Annotated in this window: 23 protein-coding genes; 5 read left to right on the top strand and 18 right to left on the bottom strand. The window is 60.6% G+C overall.

The annotated features are described in order from the left end of the window. Positions 1-35 precede the first annotated feature (35 nt). The 8 genes from pssA to ACPJXG_RS08310 all read right to left on the bottom strand — a co-directional run bounded on the left by pssA (position 36) and on the right by ACPJXG_RS08310 (position 8,169). Positions 36-887, bottom strand: a complete 852-nt coding sequence (gene pssA, locus ACPJXG_RS08345; RefSeq protein WP_176388397.1) for a CDP-diacylglycerol--serine O-phosphatidyltransferase — start codon at positions 885-887, stop codon at positions 36-38. Positions 888-1,044: 157 nt separating this feature from the next. Next, entirely contained in the window at positions 1,045-1,800 is a 756-nt protein-coding gene (locus tag ACPJXG_RS08340; RefSeq protein WP_425253930.1) for an SIMPL domain-containing protein, read from the bottom strand. A 101-nt stretch (positions 1,801-1,901) separates the two neighbouring features. Beyond that, positions 1,902-2,657: an SIMPL domain-containing protein gene (locus ACPJXG_RS08335; RefSeq protein WP_425253929.1), complete on the bottom strand. Its 756-nt coding sequence runs from the start codon at positions 2,655-2,657 to the stop codon at positions 1,902-1,904. Between the two features lie 205 nt (positions 2,658-2,862). Next, the gene (locus ACPJXG_RS08330; RefSeq protein ID WP_425253928.1) at positions 2,863-4,101 is read right to left on the bottom strand and encodes an MFS transporter; all 1,239 of its coding nucleotides are present in this window, start codon (positions 4,099-4,101) and stop codon (positions 2,863-2,865) included. A 192-nt stretch (positions 4,102-4,293) separates the two neighbouring features. Continuing rightward, positions 4,294-4,839, bottom strand: a complete 546-nt coding sequence (locus ACPJXG_RS08325; protein WP_425253927.1) for a hypothetical protein — start codon at positions 4,837-4,839, stop codon at positions 4,294-4,296. Between the two features lie 14 nt (positions 4,840-4,853). Further along, complete coding sequence (ilvC, locus tag ACPJXG_RS08320) at positions 4,854-5,870, bottom strand: ketol-acid reductoisomerase (protein WP_034750044.1); 1,017 nt, start codon at positions 5,868-5,870, stop codon at positions 4,854-4,856. A 74-nt stretch (positions 5,871-5,944) separates the two neighbouring features. Beyond that, positions 5,945-6,436 (bottom strand): acetolactate synthase small subunit, encoded by a 492-nt coding sequence (gene ilvN, locus ACPJXG_RS08315; RefSeq protein ID WP_010399754.1) that lies wholly within the window; start codon positions 6,434-6,436, stop codon positions 5,945-5,947. A 2-nt stretch (positions 6,437-6,438) separates the two neighbouring features. Continuing rightward, on the bottom strand, positions 6,439-8,169 hold the full coding sequence (locus ACPJXG_RS08310) for an acetolactate synthase 3 catalytic subunit (protein ID WP_051958867.1): 1,731 nt from the start codon (positions 8,167-8,169) through the stop codon (positions 6,439-6,441). A gap of 495 nt (positions 8,170-8,664) precedes the next feature. Between ACPJXG_RS08310 and ACPJXG_RS08305 the strand changes: the two genes are divergently transcribed. From ACPJXG_RS08305 to ACPJXG_RS08285, 5 genes are all read left to right on the top strand, one after another. After that, complete coding sequence (locus tag ACPJXG_RS08305; protein ID WP_034750048.1) at positions 8,665-9,234, top strand: RNA polymerase sigma factor; 570 nt, start codon at positions 8,665-8,667, stop codon at positions 9,232-9,234. Further along, positions 9,231-9,635: a DUF3619 family protein gene (locus ACPJXG_RS08300; protein WP_035820561.1), complete on the top strand. Its 405-nt coding sequence runs from the start codon at positions 9,231-9,233 to the stop codon at positions 9,633-9,635. The genes ACPJXG_RS08305 and ACPJXG_RS08300 overlap by 4 nt, the downstream gene beginning before the upstream one ends. Next, a complete protein-coding gene (locus ACPJXG_RS08295) occupies positions 9,636-10,403 on the top strand; it encodes a DUF3106 domain-containing protein (RefSeq protein ID WP_425253926.1) in 768 nt (255 codons plus the stop codon). After that, positions 10,393-10,929 (top strand): RDD family protein, encoded by a 537-nt coding sequence (locus ACPJXG_RS08290; protein ID WP_425253925.1) that lies wholly within the window; start codon positions 10,393-10,395, stop codon positions 10,927-10,929. The genes ACPJXG_RS08295 and ACPJXG_RS08290 overlap by 11 nt, the downstream gene beginning before the upstream one ends. Positions 10,930-10,992: 63 nt before the next feature. Next, complete coding sequence (locus ACPJXG_RS08285; protein ID WP_425253924.1) at positions 10,993-11,469, top strand: group III truncated hemoglobin; 477 nt, start codon at positions 10,993-10,995, stop codon at positions 11,467-11,469. An 87-nt stretch (positions 11,470-11,556) separates the two neighbouring features. Here ACPJXG_RS08285 and ACPJXG_RS08280 read toward each other — a convergent pair whose 3' ends face one another. The 10 genes from ACPJXG_RS08280 to iscR all read right to left on the bottom strand — a co-directional run bounded on the left by ACPJXG_RS08280 (position 11,557) and on the right by iscR (position 19,284). Further along, positions 11,557-12,315: an rRNA pseudouridine synthase gene (locus tag ACPJXG_RS08280; protein ID WP_035820567.1), complete on the bottom strand. Its 759-nt coding sequence runs from the start codon at positions 12,313-12,315 to the stop codon at positions 11,557-11,559. A 191-nt stretch (positions 12,316-12,506) separates the two neighbouring features. Continuing rightward, positions 12,507-13,424, bottom strand: coding sequence for a class I SAM-dependent methyltransferase (locus tag ACPJXG_RS08275; protein WP_034750064.1), 918 nt, complete (start codon positions 13,422-13,424; stop codon positions 12,507-12,509). After that, positions 13,411-13,605: a Fe-S cluster assembly protein IscX gene (gene iscX, locus ACPJXG_RS08270; RefSeq protein WP_034750067.1), complete on the bottom strand. Its 195-nt coding sequence runs from the start codon at positions 13,603-13,605 to the stop codon at positions 13,411-13,413. Before iscX ends, ACPJXG_RS08275 begins: the two co-directional genes overlap by 14 nt. A gap of 1 nt (position 13,606) precedes the next feature. Beyond that, the gene (gene fdx / locus ACPJXG_RS08265) at positions 13,607-13,948 is read right to left on the bottom strand and encodes an ISC system 2Fe-2S type ferredoxin (protein ID WP_035820570.1); all 342 of its coding nucleotides are present in this window, start codon (positions 13,946-13,948) and stop codon (positions 13,607-13,609) included. A 61-nt stretch (positions 13,949-14,009) separates the two neighbouring features. Further along, the gene (hscA, locus tag ACPJXG_RS08260; protein ID WP_035820572.1) at positions 14,010-15,896 is read right to left on the bottom strand and encodes a Fe-S protein assembly chaperone HscA; all 1,887 of its coding nucleotides are present in this window, start codon (positions 15,894-15,896) and stop codon (positions 14,010-14,012) included. Between the two features lie 215 nt (positions 15,897-16,111). Beyond that, positions 16,112-16,627 (bottom strand): Fe-S protein assembly co-chaperone HscB, encoded by a 516-nt coding sequence (hscB, locus tag ACPJXG_RS08255; protein ID WP_425253923.1) that lies wholly within the window; start codon positions 16,625-16,627, stop codon positions 16,112-16,114. Between the two features lie 66 nt (positions 16,628-16,693). Next, positions 16,694-17,014 (bottom strand): iron-sulfur cluster assembly protein IscA, encoded by a 321-nt coding sequence (iscA, locus tag ACPJXG_RS08250; protein ID WP_010399774.1) that lies wholly within the window; start codon positions 17,012-17,014, stop codon positions 16,694-16,696. A 51-nt stretch (positions 17,015-17,065) separates the two neighbouring features. After that, complete coding sequence (gene iscU, locus ACPJXG_RS08245; protein WP_034779562.1) at positions 17,066-17,455, bottom strand: Fe-S cluster assembly scaffold IscU; 390 nt, start codon at positions 17,453-17,455, stop codon at positions 17,066-17,068. Between the two features lie 55 nt (positions 17,456-17,510). Further along, the gene (locus ACPJXG_RS08240) at positions 17,511-18,767 is read right to left on the bottom strand and encodes an IscS subfamily cysteine desulfurase (protein WP_035820576.1); all 1,257 of its coding nucleotides are present in this window, start codon (positions 18,765-18,767) and stop codon (positions 17,511-17,513) included. Positions 18,768-18,807: 40 nt separating this feature from the next. Beyond that, the gene (gene iscR, locus ACPJXG_RS08235; RefSeq protein WP_034779566.1) at positions 18,808-19,284 is read right to left on the bottom strand and encodes a Fe-S cluster assembly transcriptional regulator IscR; all 477 of its coding nucleotides are present in this window, start codon (positions 19,282-19,284) and stop codon (positions 18,808-18,810) included. Positions 19,285-19,353 lie beyond the last annotated feature (69 nt).

Below are 19,353 nucleotides of genomic sequence, written 5' to 3'. Positions count from 1 at the left end.
TGGCTGAAGACTGGCGACGCTACCGACTCAGCGCATCAATGCTCGGGGTCGGTCTGGATGATGCTGACGGGCTTGCCCTTCGCCATGCGCCAGAAAAACACGGCGTAGCCGGACAGGCCATAGGCGACGAAAATCGGGAACAGCACTTTCGGCGGGTCGATGGAAATGAGCGCAAAGAACAATGCCAGCAGGAATACCACGATGAAAGGCACGGACTTGCGGAAATTCACATCCTTGAAACTGTAGAACGGCACGTTGGTGACCATCGTCAGGCCGGAGAACAGGGCGATCGTCCACGAGACCCAGGCCAGCTGGTTGCCGGCAAATTCCAGGTCGTTCATCAGCAAGATGAAGCCGGCCACCATGGCCGCTGCCGCCGGGCTGGGCAAGCCCTGGAAGAAGCGCTTGTCGACCACGGCGATGTTCGTGTTGAAGCGGGCCAGGCGCAAGGCGGCGCCGGCGCAATACACGAAGGCGGCCAGCCAGCCCAGCTTGCCCATGCCGCGCAGCGACCATTCATAGATCACCAGCGCCGGCGCGGCGCCGAACGAGACCATGTCGGACAGGCTGTCGTACTGGGCGCCAAATTCGCTCTGCGTATTCGTCAGGCGCGCGATGCGGCCGTCGAGGCCATCGAGAATCATGGCGATGAAGATGGCCCAGGCCGCGTGTTCGAATTTCTGGTTCATGGCCATGACGATGGCGTAGAAGCCGCAAAACAGGGCTGCCGTCGTGAAGGCATTCGGCAACAGATAGATGCCGCGGCGGCGCAAGGTTTTCTTGCCACTGCCATCGCTCACCGGCTGGCGCACGAATTTGCTGAAGCGGGACGCTTTGGATGTTGCGGGAGTGCCGTTCTTGCCTCTACGACGGGGGAAGTTTGCCATGTTGTTCCATATCTTGTGTACTGCGGGGGAATCGGTGCCAGATAGCGGGTGCATGACTGTCATGGCATGCGCCCGCCGATGTTGCCATTATAGAGGAGCCACCGCCAAAGAAAAGCGCGGCGGCGTCAAGCCGGCAATATTGACGCCTGTTCAAGCATTATTTGAACTTGATCTTCGCCACCAGGCCCATGTTCAGGGTCGTTTCGCCCGGCTCGAAGCTCGGTTCGGCCACCTGGCTGCCGCCATAGCTTGCAACGTCGGCGCTCATGTTGCGTGCGCCGGTCACATTGACGCGCTGCGCGTAATTGCCCGAACCTTCGAAATCGATGGTGTCGATCACGGCGTCATTGACGTTGCGGCCCATGGCGCCGGCGATGGCGGCCACGCGTTCGTTGAGGTTTTTGTAGGCGGCGGCGATGCGCTGATCGTCGAGCTTGCGGATGGTGGCGGGCGCCAGGCCGAAGTTCAAACGGTTCAGGGTCAGCACGCCTTGCGCCGCGGAAACAGTTTTCGGCAAGGCGGCCAGGTTGGTCGTCGTTACCTGCAGGTACTGGCCCACTCGCCAGCCGGTCGGCACTCTGGGCTTGGCGGCGACGCCAGGCGGCAGGGGCGCCGTTTCCGGGTACACGGCGTACGTGTAGTAGCCCTGGGTTTTCAGCACGGCTTGCGGATCGGCCTTCTTGACGATGGCCGCGCCCTGGTTCATCTTCTGGTTCACGCGCGAGGCGGCGGCGGCCTTGTCCTTGTCCTGCTCTTCGACGGCCAGGGTGATGGTCACCTGGTCGTTCGCATGCACCACTTCGCCATTCGCGGGCACCACCACGAGGGTGCCGGAGGTGGGCAGGGTCTGGGCTTGGACACCCAGGGCAATGGTAGCGGCGGCTGCGGCCAGCAGTGATTTCATGACGGTCATGGTGTTCTCCTGGAAAATATGGGGGCAAAAACAAGCATGGGGCCAACAGCCCCATGATTTTTAAAACATGCTAACGTGGAAATACTTCCACACTATTGAACTTACTTGAACTTGACCTTGCCGACGACACGCATGTCGAGCGTCGTTTCGCCTGGTTCGAAGCTTGGTTCGGCCACGGTACTGTCTTCGCTCATCTTGGCGCTGCGCATCATCATCGGTGCGGCGGCAGCACGGTTTTCCGTGGTGTAGTTGCCCGAACCTTCGAAGTCCACCGTATCGAGCACGGCATCGGAGACGTTGCGGCCCATGGCCTTGGCGATGGCGGCCACGCGCTCGTTCAGGTTTTTGTACGTGGCGGCGATGCGCTGGTCATCGAGCAGGCGGATGGTTTCCGGCTTCAGGCCGAAATTCAAGCCATTCAGGGTCAGCACGCCTTGCGCCGCCGACACGGTTTTTGGCAGCGACGCCAGGTTGGCCGTCGTCACTTCCAGGTACTGGCCGACACGCCAGGCCGTAGGCAAGCGCGGCTTGGCCACGGCGCCAGCCGGCAATGGGCGCTCTTCCGGATACACGGGATAGGTGTAATAGCCGTACGATTTCAGCGCCGCCGACGGGTCGGCCTGCTTGACGATGGCGATACCCTTGTTCATCTTCTGGTTGACTCGCGACGCGGCGGCAGCCTTGTCCTTGTCCTGTTCTTCGACGGCCAGGGTAGCGACCACCTGGTCATTGACATGCTTGACTTCGCCAAATGCGGGTACGACCACCAGGGTGCCGTTGGTTGGCAAGGATTGGGCTTGCGCGCTCAGGGCAACGGTGGCTGCGGCGGCAACAAGGACGGATTTCATCACGGTCATGGGGGTACTCCTAGTAGTTAATGTGGCTGACAGCCAGCGAAAGGGATGCTTTTGCCATCCCTTTCGCCTGAGAAACTTGTCAAACTGTGTAGATTCTAACGCCTCATTCATTCCCGTGGCGCAAATTAACAAATCGTCACAAAATGCGCTTGCCAGTCACATCTGCTCACATTTCAACACACTGTCATCATAAATAACAATGTTATTAGTGTCCGACCACCGTGCCGCCGCTGCGCCGGCCCGGCTTGAAACTGTGGCGATGCGCGCGACAGGCAATGGTCAATGCCACCATCAGCAAGGCCAGCATGGCCCACGGGAACGAAGCCGCGCCATAGCCGTCGAGCAGCAAGCCGCCCGCCAGGCCGCCGCCCGCAATGGCCACGTTCCAGATGGTGGCCACCATGGCTTGCGCCACGTCCATGCCGTCGCCGGCCGCGTCCGCCGACGCCGTCTGCAGCAAGGTGCCGGCGCCGCCAAAGGTGATGCCCCAGATGGCCATGCTGACATAGATGACGGTGGGCGAGTCCATCGCCAGGCCCAGCGCGACCATCACGAGGGCCAAGGCGGCGATGCAGCCCAGCACGAGCGGGCGCAGCCAGCGGTCGATCAGCTGGCTGACCAGCCAGATGCCTGCCAGGGAACCCACGCCATACACAAGCAGCACCAGGTCGACGCGGGGGCGCAAGCCGGACGGCGCCAGGAACGGCGCGATATAGGTATACAGAATGTTATGCGCCAGCATCCAGGCGACGATGACGGCCAGAATCGGCCGCACGCCCGGCGTCAGGAACACCTGGCGGATCGACAGGCGCTCGCCATTCTTTTGCCCCGGATAATCGGGTACGACCAGCAGCACCCACGCGACCAGCACCACAGCCAGGCCCGACATGATGCCGAAGATGCTGCGCCAGCCCAGCACGCCGCCCATCAGGGTGCCCAGCGGCACGCCCAGCGACAGCGCCAGCGGCGTGCCGATCATGGCAATGGCCATCGCCCTGCCCTGCTGTTCGACGCTCACCATGCGGCGCGCGTAGCCGGCCATCAAGCCCCAGGCCAGCCCGGCGGCCATGCCGGTGACGAAGCGCGAGGCCAGGGCAACCATATAGTTGGGCGACAGGGCCGTCGCCGTATTGAAGATCAAGAAACCGATGATGGCCAGCAGCAAGACATTGCGCCGGCGCCAGCCGCTCGTCAGTGCCGTCAGCGGAATCGCCGTCAGGATGGAGCCGATGGCGTAGACGGTCACCAGCTGGCCCGTCATGACTTCGGAAATATTCAGGTCGCGGGCAATCTGCGGCAGCAAGCCGGCCGGCAAGGTTTCCGACAGGAGGGCGAGAAACGCCGTCATGGCCAGGGCCAGCAAGGCCAGGACGGGAAGCCGTTCGGAAATGGAAGATTCTGCAGTGCCCGGCATGGGTACTGTGGCGGTAATGCGGTCAGTCATAGGGGTCCTTCAGGTTGCCAAGCGGCTGATCATTTAGCGCCTGGCGTGCTACAAAAGCGGTGATGCGCGTTGCGGTCGGCAGATACCGAAACAGATGCAGTCCACAGGAAACTGCAAAGGAAGGGCGGGATTATATAGGAATATAAAAAGACAGGAGGCGGGCGAAAAGCGTGCGCGCCAAGACCTCCGTGTTCACGCTGGCGTCATGCAGGCATCGTTGGCTGCCTTGCGTGGCGAAAACCAGGCATTCGATTTCGGACTGTACAGCAAGGCGCAGATGACGGCGAACAGGAGCGCGCCAGGCAAGACGTGCATTTTGACCGGCAAGGTCGCCAGGCAGATCACAATGTCGATCACGCCCCACACCAGATACACGGTGCGCGCGCCACGCTGCCTTTGCAGCATGGCCAGCGCCGCCACCAGGTTAATGCCCATGCTAAACATCAAAATCGCGTATTGCGCCTCGGCGGAAATCACGCTGTGCCCCATTGCAGCCTGCATGGCGGGATCGTTGCGGCCGAGGTAGGACGAGACCAGCGCTGACAGCGCGCCGAAAATCAGAAACCAGCAGCTGATGGTCACAAGGAAGGGGCGCTTGACCACATGAAGATTCCCGACAAAAACTTTAGAAAAAACAAGCATGATGCGCACGGTATTGTTGAATGGGCCTGATTGTAACGGATGTTGCCTGCCAAACGATGCGCATAAAAAAAGCCGGCTTGCGCCGGCTTCTTGCAAGGAACGATAACTGCTTAGTTTTTCGACTGGTCAACCATCTTGTTCTTGGCGATCCAAGGCATCATGGCGCGCAGTTTCGCGCCCACTTCTTCGATCTGGTGCTCGGACGTCAAACGACGGCGCGAGATCAGGGTCGGTGCGCCTGCCTTGTTTTCCAGGATGAAGCTCTTCGCGTATTCGCCCGTCTGAATGTCTTTCAGGCATTGACGCATCGCATCCTTGGTGGCCGACGTCACGACTTTAGGACCGGTCACGTATTCGCCGTATTCAGCGTTGTTCGAGATCGAGTAGTTCATGTTGGCGATGCCGCCTTCATAGATCAGGTCGACGATCAGCTTCAGTTCGTGCAAGCACTCGAAGTACGCCATTTCAGGCGCGTAGCCCGCTTCCGTCAGGGTTTCGAAGCCGGCCTTGATCAGTTCCACGGCGCCGCCGCACAGCACGGCCTGTTCGCCGAACAGATCCGTTTCGGTTTCTTCACGGAAATTCGTTTCGATGATGCCGGCACGGCCGCCGCCGTTGGCCGAAGCGTACGACAGGGCGATATCGCGGGCGATGCCCGATTTGTCCTGGTACACGGCGATCAGGTGGGGCACGCCGCCACCCTGGGTGTAAGTGGCGCGCACGGTGTGGCCCGGGGCTTTCGGCGCGACCATGATCACGTCCAGGTCGGCGCGTGGCACGACTTGGCCGTAATGCACGTTGAAGCCGTGGGCGAAGGCCAGCACGGCGCCTTGCTTGGCGAACGGCGCGATGTTTTCGTTGTAGACCTGGGCGATGTTTTCATCTGGCAGCAAGATCATGATGACGTCGGCCGCTTTCACGGCGTCGTTGACTTCCGCTACTTTCAGGCCGGCTTGCTCGACCTTGGTCCACGAAGCGCCGCCCTTGCGCAGGCCGACGGTGACGTTGACGCCCGAATCGTTCAGGTTTTGGGCGTGTGCATGGCCTTGCGAACCGTAGCCGATGATGGCAACGTTTTTGCCTTTGATCAAGGAGAGGTCAGCGTCTTTGTCGTAAAAAACTTTCATGGTATTTCCTATAATTTGATGATGCGTTGTTGTTTTAAATGCGGCGCCAGGGCCGCGTAGAGCTGCTTATATTTTTATACTTTGAGGATGCGTTCGCCGCGGCCGATGCCGGAACCACCCGTACGGACGGTTTCCAGGATGGCGGCGCGGTCGATCGAATCGATGAACGCGTCGAGCTTGACCTTGTTACCGGTCAGCTCGATCGTGTACGTCTTTTCGGTGACATCGATGATGCGGCCACGGAAGATATCGGCGGTGCGCTTCATTTCCTCGCGCTCCTTGCCCACGGCACGAACCTTGATCAGCATCAACTCGCGTTCGATATGCTGGCCTTCGGTCAGGTCCACCACTTTCACCACTTCGATGAGGCGGTTGAGGTGCTTGGTGATCTGCTCGATGATGTCGTCCGAGCCGCTGGTGACGATGGTCATGCGCGACAGGGTCGAGTCTTCCGTCGGCGCCACCGTCAAGGTTTCGATGTTGTACCCGCGTGCCGAGAACAGGCCCACCACGCGCGACAGGGCGCCCGCTTCGTTTTCCAGCAAGACAGAAATAATATGGCGCATGATTAGAGGTCCTCCGAGCCGAGCATCATTTCGGACAGGCCTTTGCCGGCTTTCACCATGGGCCACACGTTTTCGGACTGGTCGGTAATGAAGTTCATGAATACCAGCCTGTCTTTCATGCCAAACGCCTCTTTCAGGGCGCCGTCGACGTCGCCCGGTTTTTCAATTTTCATGCCCACGTGGCCGTACGCTTCCGCCAGCTTCTCGAAGTCGGGCAGCGAATCCATGTATGACTCGGAATAGCGCGAACCGTAATCGATTTCCTGCCACTGGCGCACCATGCCGAGGAAACGGTTGTTGAGCATGATGATCTTCGGCGTCAGGTGATACTGCTTGCACGTTGCCAATTCCTGGATGCACATCTGGATCGAACCTTCACCCGTGATGCAGGCAACGGTGGCGTCCGGATTGGCCATCTGCACGCCCATGGCGTATGGCAAGCCGACACCCATGGTGCCCAGGCCGCCGGAATTGATCCAGCGGCGCGGCTTGTCGAAGCCATAGTATTGCGCGGCCCACATCTGGTGCTGGCCCACGTCGGATGTGATGAAAGCATCGCCCTTGGTGATCTGGAATACCTTTTCCACCACCGATTGCGGCTTGATGACCAGGTCGGAAGTCGGGTATTTCAGGCATTCGCGGCCACGCCATTCGGCGATCTGCTTCCACCAGTTGCTCAAGGCATTGACGTTCGGCTTGGCTTCGGCCGCGTCCAGTTGCGCGAGGAACTCGATCAGCACGTCCTTGACGTTGCCGACGATGGGGATATCGACCTTGACTCGCTTGGAAATCGACGATGGATCGATGTCCACGTGGATGATCTTGCGCGGATGCGAGGCGAAATGTTTCGGGTTGCCGATCACGCGGTCATCGAAACGGGCGCCGATGGCGATCAGGACGTCGCAGTTCTGCATCGCCATGTTCGCTTCATAGGTGCCGTGCATGCCGGGCATGCCGACATACTGCTCGCTCGAGGCGCGGTAGCCGCCCAGACCCATCAAGGTGTTGGTGCACGGGAAACCCAGGCGGTCGACCAGCTTGTTCAGCTCGGGAGCCGCATGCGCGAGGATGACGCCGCCGCCCGTGTAGATCATCGGGCGCTCGGCTTGCAGCAACAGCTGCACGGCCTTGCGAATCTGGCCCGAGTGGCCCTTGTCGACGGGACGGTAGGAACGCATTTCGACTTCCTTCGGATAGTCGAAATGGCATTTGTGCATGCTGATATCCTTGGGGATATCGACCAGCACGGGTCCCGGACGGCCGGTACGGGCGATGAAGAAGGCTTTCTTGATCGTCGATGCCAGGTCCTTGACGTCCTTGACGAGGAAGTTGTGCTTGACGACGGGGCGCGTGATGCCGACCGTGTCGCATTCCTGGAACGCATCCTGTCCGATGGCGTGGCTCGGCACCTGGCCGGAGATCACCACCATGGGAATCGAGTCCATGTACGCGGTGGACAGGCCCGTGACGGCATTCGTGACGCCCGGACCGGACGTGACGATGGCGACACCGACTTTGTTCGAGCTGCGCGAATAGGCATCGGCGGCGTGGATCGCGGCCTGCTCGTGGCGTACCAGGATATGCTGGAATTTGTTTTGCTGGAAGATGGCGTCGTAGATGTAGAGTACGGCTCCGCCCGGGTATCCAAAGACGTGCTCGACGCCCTCTTCAGCCAGACAGCGCACGACAATTTCTGCGCCGGTAATGGGTCCTGCTGCTGCTTCGGTATTCATGAAACATTCCTTTCAAGGTCCATTGGAGATTGATCGGATGTTCTTTCCTGACGAAGTTCGCCGTGCGCGACAGTGCTCCTGCTTCCCTTTTCATGCGGTCACGACATTTCTTTGGGCACCCATAGATACCTTACAAAACAACGCTTAACGCAACTCGTTTGGCCGGAGTTTCTGTGGCGCCTGTACGAACCGCTCGCGCTTGTGGCGCGGGTTAGAACAAACTGCCTACAAATGAAAGCGCGTCTTGCCGCGGATGGCCTTGTGTGCCGGTCGCGACCTGACCATAGGGCTTTGGGGTGTTCAAAGCGTCCCATACGTTATCGCGTTGCACCATTATGGTCAAGGAAAATGTCGGCCGAAAGGCCATTTCGCCCGCACGCCGTGCAAAAACCCTGCGGAAACGCACATTTTTTGCTAGCATGCACGGGGTTGCAAAAAGCATACCCGCCCCAATTCGCCCACCGCCCCCGCAGCCGCTAAGATCCCCAATACCGCATGGCAACAGACAAAGAATTATCCGACTTTCTAGAAAATGTCGAGCGGCGCGCCTTCAAGCAGGCCGCCTACGCGGTCCGCAAGGAAGAGTCGGCACTCGACATCGTGCAGGACGCCATGATCAAGCTGGCCGAAAAGTACGGCGACAAGCCAGCCGCCGAACTGCCGATGCTGTTCCAGCGCATCCTGCAGAACACCATACTCGACTATTTCCGCCGAGAAAAAGTGCGCAACACCTGGGTCAGCCTGTTTTCCGGCATGAAGCCTTCGGGCGACGAGCATGAAGATTTTGATATACTTGACACATATGAATCGGAACAAGGCTCCAGCGCCGCCGAATCGTCGGCCGACCAGGTCGAACGCGCGCAAATGCTTGATTTGATTGATGCAGAGGTACAAAAACTGCCCTCACGTCAACGCGAAGCCTTCCTCATGCGTTACTGGCAGGACATGGATGTGGCTGAAACAGCGGAAGCGATGGGTTGCTCCGAAGGTAGCGTGAAAACACATTGCTCTAGAGCTACCCACACGCTCGCCGAATCGCTGAAAGCCAAGGGAATTAAATTATGAACACCGACGATCTCAATTTCGCTTACAAAGTGCGCCATGCACTGAACGAAAAACTCGACGACCTGCCCGCATCGGCCACCGATCGCCTGGCGGCGGCACGCAAGCTGGCCCTGTCGCGCAAGAAGGCGGACGCGCCCGCCGCCGTCGCCGTACGCAAGGACGTCTTCGCCGGCATCGCCAGCAGCCTGTTCGTCGAACCGCTGTCGTGGCTGGGCCGCATGAGCGTCATCATCCCGCTGCTGCTGCTCGTTGGCGGCCTGGTGGGCATCTATCAGTTTGAGCAGGAACAACATATTGCCGAACTGGCAGAAATCGACGCCGCCGTGCTGTCGGACGAATTGCCGCTCTCCGCCTATATGGACCATGGCTTCAACGCCTACCTGACGAAACGCGAGCAATAAATGGCACGCACGAGCGTACGCAAAGGCTGGCTGGCCGGCGGCATCGGCCTGGGTGCCTGCGCCCTGGCGGGCGCCGCCTGGGTAGGCGCGCAGCAACATGCCGCTCCCGCCGCCCCTCCCGTGGCCGCCGCGCCCGTGGTGGCGCCGGCCCCGGCCGCCAAGCCCGGCTCGCCCCGTACGACCGGCAAAGGCGGCACGCCCAAGGCGGGAGAGAATCCATCGTGGAACAAGCTGTCGCGCGCGCAGCAGGAAGCCCTGCAGCCGCTGGCGGGCGAATGGAACAAGCTGGAACCGCTGCGCAAGCAGAAATGGCTCGATATCGCCAACCGTTTCGCGTCCATGACACCAGACGAGCAAACGCGCGTGCATGACCGCATGCGCGAATGGGTCAAGCTGACGCCGGAACAGCGCCGCCTCGTGCGCGAAAACTATACGCGAACGAAAAAGATTGATCCGGGTCAAAAAACCGCGCAATGGGAGCAATACCAGCAATTGCCGGAAGATCAAAAGAAAAAGCTGGCGACGGAACTGGTGCCGAAAAAACCGCTGGGCAAAGTGCCGGCGATCAATTCAAATACGAGCAAGCCGCCCGTGATACTGCCGCCTGCCACGCCGGCAGCGCCTGCCGTCGCCGCGCCAGTCCTGCCGCCCGCTCCCGCAGCGACGGCCGTGCCGGCAGGCGATCCTGCCGCCACCACACCACCTGCCGCCGCCGTGCCCGTCACGCCACCTGCCACGCCTGCCCCACTGCCAAGCAATGTCAAATAGTACGCCTGCCGCCAGCACCACTTCCCATCCCACGATCAAGCGCCGCCTGATTTCCATGGTCTACGAGTCGCTGCTGGCCTTGGCCGTGCTGTTCTTGCCCTTCCTGCTGTTTGAACTGGCCGTGCAAGGCGCGCATACGCCGTTGACGGAACACATGCGCCAATGCCTGGCCTTCCTCGTCATGGGCGCGTATTTCATCCATCAGTGGAGTCGCGAAGGACAAACCCTGGCCATGAAGACGTGGCGCCTGAAAGTCGTGCTGCCGGGCCACGCCCACGTGCCGCTGCGCGTGGCCGCCTACCGCTATGTCCTGTCATGGATGTGGCTGCTGCCCGCGCTCGTGGCGGCGTATGCCTTCGACCTGCAGCACTGGACGGCTCTGGGCGCCATCGGCGTGGGCATCCTGGCCTGGTCCAGCACGGCCCTGTTCACGGGCAATGGTCAATTCCTGCACGACAAGCTGGTGGGCACGCAGATCGTGCAATTGCCGGCACCGGCGAAGAAGTCGAAGAAAGTCGCCGCCTGAGTTTTTATGCGGCTTGACCTGGGTCATTGAAGCGCCACGGGGGCTCTGCGATCATGGCATGCCATGAATAATACCGCCCCCTTCCCCCACACACGCTTCGCACCCTACCGCGAGGAAGTCTGCAGCGAAGACGAAGTCAAACACCTCGTCCACACCTTTTATGCGGCCGCGCGCGACGACGCCATGCTGGGCCCCATCTTTGCCGCCGAGGTCAAGGATTGGGATGCCCACCTGGCAACATTGGTCGATTTCTGGTCAGGTTTGCTGCGCGGCACTATGCGCTACCACGGCAAGCCGCTGGCCCAGCACGCGCAAATGGAAAATTTGACGCCCTGCATGTTCCGCCGCTGGCTGACCCTGTTCTTCGCCACGACGGAAAGCATGGGCAATGCGGCCCTGCAAGAGAAGGCCGATACCATCGCCCTGAATATCGCCGAACGGCTCTGGAAAAGCTTTGCAGAAAGCCACGCGAGCAAATGCAGTCCGCAGCAAACAGCCAGCCTCACGACGCCTGAGAAAACCGTAGCGAGCGGAAGCTAGTTGTGGCTAAGAAGCGCAACTGTACTCTAGTACAGTGAGCATCGCAGGCCGCAAATAGCGACGCGCAGTAGGTTTGCTCAGGTGTTACTAGAACCGTTCGTAGCCTTGCAGATAGCGCCACTGGCCTGACGGCATGGCGCCCATCGAAATACGGCCGATGCGCAAGCGTTTCATGGCGACGACGTCCAGTCCCACCATCTTGCACATGTGGGCGATCTGGCCTGGCTGCACGTTTTTCAGGGCAAAGCGCAAACGCGTTTCATTTTGCCAGCTGACCTTGATCGGCGGCAAAGGCTTGCCATTGAAGGGCAAGCCGTGATTCAGCAGCGCCAGGCCATTCTCGGCGATGGCGCCCGACACTTCCACGATGAATTCCTGCTCCACCGTTTTCGCTTCGTCGACCAGCTTGCGGGCCACGCGGAAATCCTGCGTAAACACCAGCAAACCGGAGGCCATGGTCTCGAGCGGATTGGTGATGGTCAGGCCGATCAGATGACGCTTGAGAAAGCGCGTAACGGAGCTGGGCGCCACATTTTCCGGCGTGAAAATTTCTTCGGGACGCAAACAGCTCAATGCCGGCTTGCCTTCGCTACCGACGCCGCCATTGATCCCAGCCGGCTTGTGCAGCAGAATCGTCACGGGCGGCATTTCTTCCAGGGTTGCATTTGGCAGCAGCACCACCGTTTGATTGTCGGCCACGCGCGCACCCGACTCTTCCACCAGCACGCCATCGACCGTCACCCAGCCGCCCTCGATATACAGCTCGGCCTCGCGGCGCGAACAAGGTACGTCTTCAGACAGGCGCTTGGCCAGGCGGACGGTGGGCATTTCGATTGGTGTGGTCATGGGGAGGCGCAAAAAGCAAGGGAGGAGAAAGCCGGTATTGTAACCGACCGGCTCCTCCCCTTTTGTTGACGTTGTTGCTGACTGCCTGGTAGTTGTCGGATTACGCGCTTGCGCGCTAATCCGACCTACCCGACCGGCGCTGCGGTGGCGAATATGGTAGGCTGGATTAGCGGAACGCGTAATCCAACAAGTCAGGCCGTGGCCTTGGCCAATTCCTCGGCAAAGAAACGGTGGCCCATCTCTTCCAGGCCCAAGGTCTGCAGCACTTCCTGCAGGCGCTCCGTCGGCCGCTGGCGCGGCAAGTTCTTGTAGCTGGCGATGATCAGTTCATTCTTCATCGAATGCTCCCAGCCCACCAGTTCCGTCACGCTGACCTGGTAGCCATGGGCTTCCAGTTGCAAACAGCGCAGCACGTTGGTGATCTGGCTACCGAATTCGCGCGTGTGCAGCGGGTGGCGCCACAGTTCCGTCAAGACACTCTTGCCCAGGCTCTTGCCCTTGTTCTTCTTCAGCACGGACGCGACTTCCGCCTGGCAGCATGGCACCAGTACCATGAATTTCGCCTTTTTCTTCAGGGCGAAGTGGATCGCGTCATCGGTGGCCGTGTTGCAGGCATGCAAGGCCGTGACGATGTCGATCTGCTGCGGCAGCAAGTTTGACTCCGTCGATTCGGCCACGGACAGCGGCAGGAACGACATGCCGGGGAATTTGAATTTCTTCGCCAGCTCCTGCGAGCGCTGCACCAGCTCTTCGCGCGTCTCGATGCCGTAGATGTGCGAACCGTCATTGCCGTTCTTGAAGAACAGGTCGTACAGGATAAAGCCCAGATACGACTTGCCGGCGCCGTGGTCGACCAGCGAGACGCCAGGGTGGTCCAGCTGCACTTCACGCAGCAACGGCTCGATGAACTGCGTCAGGTGGTACACCTGCTTGAGCTTGCGGCGGCTGTCCTGGTTCATCTTGCCGTCGCGCGTCAGGATGTGCAATTCCTGCAGCAAGGCGACCGACTGGCCATCCTTGATCTCGGGCATGTTGCTGGCGGCCGTGATGATGTCTTTCGGCGCAGCGACTGCGGTGGCGGCGGCTGCCGCGCCCTTAGCGCGCTTCATCGATCCACGCCATCTGTATCGCTTCGAGCACTTTTTCGCCGCCGCGCGTGTGGTCATCGTCGAAGCCGTCCAGTTCCACCACCCAGTTATGCAGGTCGGTGAAACGCACGGTCAGGGGATCGATGTCCGGATGCGTGTCGAACAAGGCTTCGGCAATCGCGGTGATGTCGGACCATTTCATCTTAGTGACTGCCTTCGCTGACCTGGTTGATCGTGTATTTCGGGATTTCGACGACGAGGTCGGCGTCGGCCACGATGGACTGGCACGACAGGCGCGACACGGCTTCCAGGCCCCAGGCCTTGTCCAGCATGTCTTCTTCCAGTTCCGTCGCTTCGTTCAGCGATTCGATGCCTTCGCGGACCAGCACGTGGCAAGTGGTGCAGGCGCACGATTTTTCGCAGGCGTGCTCGATGTCGATGTCGTTTTCCAGCAGGATGTCGCAGATGGACTTGCCGGCAGGGGCTTCGATGACGGCGCCGTCCGGGCAAAGCTTGGCGTGCGGCAGGATAACGATTTGTGGCATGGTTTCTTCTTTCAGTCTGTCATTCGGAGCGCGGCCGCAGCTTCGGCGGCGCGCTGTTCAATTAGTCTTGTACGACCTGATCCAGCGATTTGCCGGTGAGAGCCGTGCGCACGCTGCGGTCCATGCGGCGCGAGGCGAAATCCTCGGTGCCGTCGGCCAACGCTTCAATCGCCAGCTTCAAGGCCTGGTGATCGATGGCGCCGCTTTGCGATTGCACGATGGCGTCGCGCACCTTGTTCATCAAGCCGTCGACGGTGACGCGCTCGGCGTCATCGAGCAAGCCGCCGTCTTCGTCCAACGCCGACTGCGTGGCCAGCAGGATGCGCTCCGCTTCCACCTGTTCTTCGCGCAGCGCGCGCGCCACCATGTCGACGTCGGCCGAGGTGTACGAATCCTGCAGCATGCGCGCGATGTCGTCGTCGCCCAGGCCGTAGGCCGGCTTGACGCTGATCGACGCTTCCACGCCCGAGCGCAGCTCGCGCGCCGAGACGGACAGCAAGCCGTCCGCGTCGACCTGGTACGTGATGCGGATGCGCGCGGCGCCCGCCACCATCGGCGGAATGCCGCGCAATTCAAAACGCGCCAGCGAGCGGCAGTCGCTCACCAGTTCACGTTCGCCCTGCAGCACGTGCACGGCCAACGCCGTCTGGCCATCTTTAAACGTCGTGAACTCCTGCGCACGCGCGCACGGGATCGTCGAATTGCGCGGGATGATCTTTTCCACCAGGCCGCCCATGGTTTCGATGCCGAGCGACAGCGGGATCACGTCCAGCAGCAGCCAGTCGTCGCCGGCGGCGCGGTTGCCGGCCAGCAAGTTCGCCTGGATGGCGGCGCCCAGCGCCACGACTTTGTCCGGGTCGATGTTCGCGTGCGGCGTCGTGTGGAAAAATTCGCTCACGGCGCGCTGCACGTGCGGCATGCGCGTGGCGCCGCCCACCATCACCACGCCGTCGACGTCGTCCGCATCCACGTTCGCGTCGCGCAGGGCTTTCTTGATGGCGTTCATGGTCTTGGCGACCAGGTGCTGCGTCATGGCGGCAAAGTCCGCTGCCGTGATGCGCAGGTGGATCTCTTCGTCCGAGTTCAGCTTGGCGTCGATCGTCGTTTCCGACTTGGTCGACAGCAATTCCTTGATCTCGCGCGCTTTCACCATCAGGATGGCCGTGTCTTCGTCGGACAGGGGCGCCAGCTTGGCGTGCTCGCTGATCCAGCAGAACAGGCGGCGGTCGAAATCGTCGCCGCCCAGCGCCGAGTCGCCGCCCGTGGACAGCACTTCGAAGACACCCTTGCTCAGTCGCAGGATCGAGATGTCGAAGGTGCCGCCGCCGAGGTCGTACACGGCGTACACGCCTTCGGACGCGTTATCGAGGCCATACGCGATGGCGGCGGCCGTCGGCTCGCTCAGCAGGCGCAGCACGTTGATGCCGGCCAGCTGCGCCGCATCCTTGGTGGCCTGGCGCTGCGCGTCGTCAAAGTAGGCCGGCACGGTGATGACGGCGCCGACCAGGTCGTCGCCGAGCGAGTCTTCCGCGCGCTGGCGCAGGGTGGCGAGGATTTGCGCCGACACTTCGACGGGGCTTTTCACGCCGGCCACGGTTTTCAGCTGCACCATGCCAGGCGTATCCTGGAAATCGTAGGGCAGGTTTTCCGCGTAGGCGATGTCGGCCAGGCCGCGGCCCATGAAGCGTTTCACGGACACGATGGTATTCTTCGGGTCGGTCGTTTGCGCGGCCAGGGCCTTGTAGCCGATATTGGCGTGGCCGTTCGGCAGGTAGCGCACGACGGACGGCAGCAGGGAGCGCCCGTCTTCATCGTTGAGCACCTCGGGGATGCTGTTGCGGACGGTGGCGACCAGGGAATTGGTGGTGCCCAGATCGATGCCGACGGCCAGGCGGTGCTGGTGCGGCGCGGTCGACATGCCTGGTTCGGAAATTTGCAGAAGTGCCATTGTATTCGTGCCTCGATTAATTTTTTGCGTGATGCGGTTGATGCCTGTCGCGCATTATAAGACGCGCGCGAATCACACGCTCGCCACAGTCCCGAGTACCTGACAGAAGCGTAGCGAGCGGCAGTGATTTGTGGCCGAGAAGCGCAACCGTACTCTAGTACGGTGAGCATCGCAGGCCGCAAAGCGCGACGCGCAGTAGCTTATGTCAGGTACTCTCAGGCTTCGATCGCCTCATAGGTAAAACGGACTTCCTCGCCGAATTTGTCGAGGAACATCAGGGCGCGCACGCTTTGCGCCGCATTCACATAGTCGGCGGCGTCGAGCTGGGCCGCCACCTGGGCCAGCAAGGCCTTGCGTTCGCCGCGCAGCTGGCGGTCCAGGGCGTCGAGCGCGTCGGCATCCTTGCCGGCACGCGCGTCGCCCAGTTCTTCGCGCCATTCCATCTGCTGCATCAGGAAGCTGACCGGCATGGCCGTGTTCGACTCCGTCTGCAGGTCGACGCCATTGAGCTCGCACAGGTATTGCGCGCGTTTTTGCGGGCTTTTCAGGGTTTGGTAGGCTTCATTGGCGCGCGTGGCCCATTGCATCGCCACGCGCTTTTCAGCGCTGCTGGCGTTGATGAAGCGGTCCGGATGGACCTTGCCCTGCACGTCGCGGTAGGCTGCGTCGAGCGCGCTCATGTCGAGCGAGAACTGCGCCGGCAACTGGAATAATTCGAAGTGGTTTTGCATAATGGTCAGTGGTCGCTGTACCGCAATCGATGGGTACAGCGCACCGACCGGGGTCTTGCCAGCTGTTTAAATCCTGAAGGACTCGCCGCAGCCGCAGGCGTCTTTTTCGTTCGGATTGTGGAACTTGAAACCTTCGTTCAAGCCTTCGCGCGCGAAATCGAGTTCCGTGCCGTCGATGTAAGGCAAGCTTTTCGGGTCGACGAAGACTTTCACGCCGTGCGACTCAAAAACGCTGTCTTCGGCCGCCACTTCATCGACATATTCCAGCTTGTAGGCCAGGCCCGAGCAGCCCGTGGTACGCACGCCAAAGCGCAGGCCCATGCCCTTGCCGCGCCGTTCGATATAACGGTTGATGTGTTTCGCCGCTTTTTCGGTCAGTGTGATCATGTATTTCTCCGTAACTGCCCCGGCCTTGCGGCTGGGGCGGGCTACCAACGTTTAAGCTGCTGCCGGGTGACGGGTCTGGTAATCCAGAACAGCTGCCTTGATGGCGTCTTCCGCCAGGATGGAGCAGTGGATCTTCACTGGCGGCAGGGCCAGTTCTTCGGCGATCTGCGTGTTCTTGATGGCCAGCGCCTGGTCCAGGGTTTTACCCTTGACCCATTCGGTCACCAGCGAGCTCGACGCGATGGCCGAACCGCAGCCGTAGGTCTTGAATTTCGCATCTTCGATCAGGCCATCGGCGCCGACCTTGATCTGCAGTTTCATCACGTCGCCGCAGGCGGGCGCGCCGACCATGCCGGTGCCGATGGTTTCATCACCCTTGTCGAAAGCGCCCACATTGCGCGGGTTTTCGTAGTGATCGAGTACTTTGTCCGAGTAAGCCATTTTGATGCTCCTTTAATATTCTTGCCGGCCCCGTCAACAGGGGCCACGGTGTTGGTTAGTGGGCTGCCCATTGAATCGAATTGATGTCGATTCCATCCTTGAACATGTCCCACAGCGGCGACAGTTCGCGCAGCTTGTGTACTTTCGATTTCAGCAGGTTGACGGCGAAGTCGATGTCTTCCTCGGTCGAGAAGCGGCCGATGGTGAAGCGGATCGAGCTGTGCGCCAGTTCGTCGCTGCGGCCCAGGGCGCGCAGCACGTACGATGGTTCCAGGCTGGCCGAGGTGCAGGCCGAACCGGACGACACGGCGATATCCTTGATCGCCATGATCAGCGACTCGCCTTCGACGTAGTTGAAGCTCACGTTCAGGTTGTGCGGCACGCGGTGATCCATGTCGCCGTTGATGTAGACTTCTTCGATCTCTTGCAGGCCCTTGGCCAGGCGGTCGCGCAAGGCCAGGATGCGGCCAATTTCGCTGTCCATTTCTTCCTTGGCGATGCGGAACGCTTCGCCCATGCCGACGATCTGGTGCGTTGGCAGGGTGCCCGAGCGCAGGCCGCGCTCATGGCCGCCACCGTGCATCTGCGCTTCCAGGCGCACGCGCGGCTTGCGGCAGACGTACAGGGCGCCCACGCCTTTCGGGCCGTAGGTTTTGTGCGCCGTGAAGGTCATCAGGTCGACCTTGGTCTTTTGCAGGTCGATGACGACCTTGCCCGTCGCTTGCGCGGCGTCGCAATGGAAGATGATGCCTTTCGAGCGGCAGAATACGCCGATCTCGTCGATCGGCTGGATCACGCCGATTTCGTTGTTCACCAGCATGACCGACACGAGGATGGTGTCCGGGCGCACGGCCGCGGCCAGCTGCTCGACGGTGATCAGGCCGTTGTCCTGCGGTTCCAGATACGTCGCTTCAAAGCCGATGCGTTCCAGTTCACGCACCGTGTCCAGTACCGATTTGTGCTCGGTCTTGACAGTGATGATGTGCTTGCCCTTGGTCTTGTAGAACTGCGCCGCGCCCTTGATGGCCAGGTTGTTGCTTTCCGTCGCGCCGGAAGTCCAGATGATTTCGCGCGGATCGGCGTTCACCAGGGCCGCCACGTGGCCGCGTGCCTCTTCCACGGCTTTTTCCGCCGTCCAGCCATACATGTGGCTGCGCGATGCCGGATTGCCGAACTGCTCGCGCAAGTAAGGAATCATCTTGTCGGCGACGCGTGGATCGATCGGCGTCGTGGCCGAGTAATCCATATAGATCGGGAAATGCGGTGCGGTTTCAAAGTGCACTTGGCCTACGTTTTTTTCTGGGGCGTTCATCAATAACTCCTGCAATCAGCAACTGGTATTTTTGTCATTATCAACCGAGGGCGGCGTGGTTACGGTGCATCACCATCACGCTTTGTTCGGCAATCTTTTGTCTCTGCTGGTCGACCAGGTCCTGCAAGGACACAGAATCCAGATAATCGACCATTTTTTCGTTGAGTGTGGACCACAATTCATGCGTCATGCAGCGCGCACCGGTGGCCGCATCGGCGCCGTGGCAATGCTCCTTGCCGCCGCACTGCGTGGCGTCCAGCGGTTCGTCGACGGCGATGATGATGTCGGCCACCGTCACTTTGTCGGCACGGCGCGCCAGGCTGTAGCCGCCGCCGGGACCACGGATCGATTCGACGATCTCATGGCGGCGCAGCTTGCCAAACAGCTGTTCCAGGTAGGACAGGGAAATCGACTGGCGCTGGCTGATGCCGGACAAGGTGACCGGACCTTTACCCTGGCGCAGGGCAAGATCGATCATCGCGGTCACGGCAAAACGGCCTTTTGTAGTCAGACGCATACATCCTCTGGTCAACTGGTTTAAAATATTGCGGCTTTTCAACTTCTCAAACCCTGAGTAGTTGAATGA

It is taken from the genome of Janthinobacterium sp. NFX145 (genome assembly GCF_049810325.1).
Classification (GTDB): domain Bacteria; phylum Pseudomonadota; class Gammaproteobacteria; order Burkholderiales; family Burkholderiaceae_D; genus Janthinobacterium; species Janthinobacterium rivuli.
This window is presented reverse-complemented; position numbering and strand designations above follow the sequence as displayed.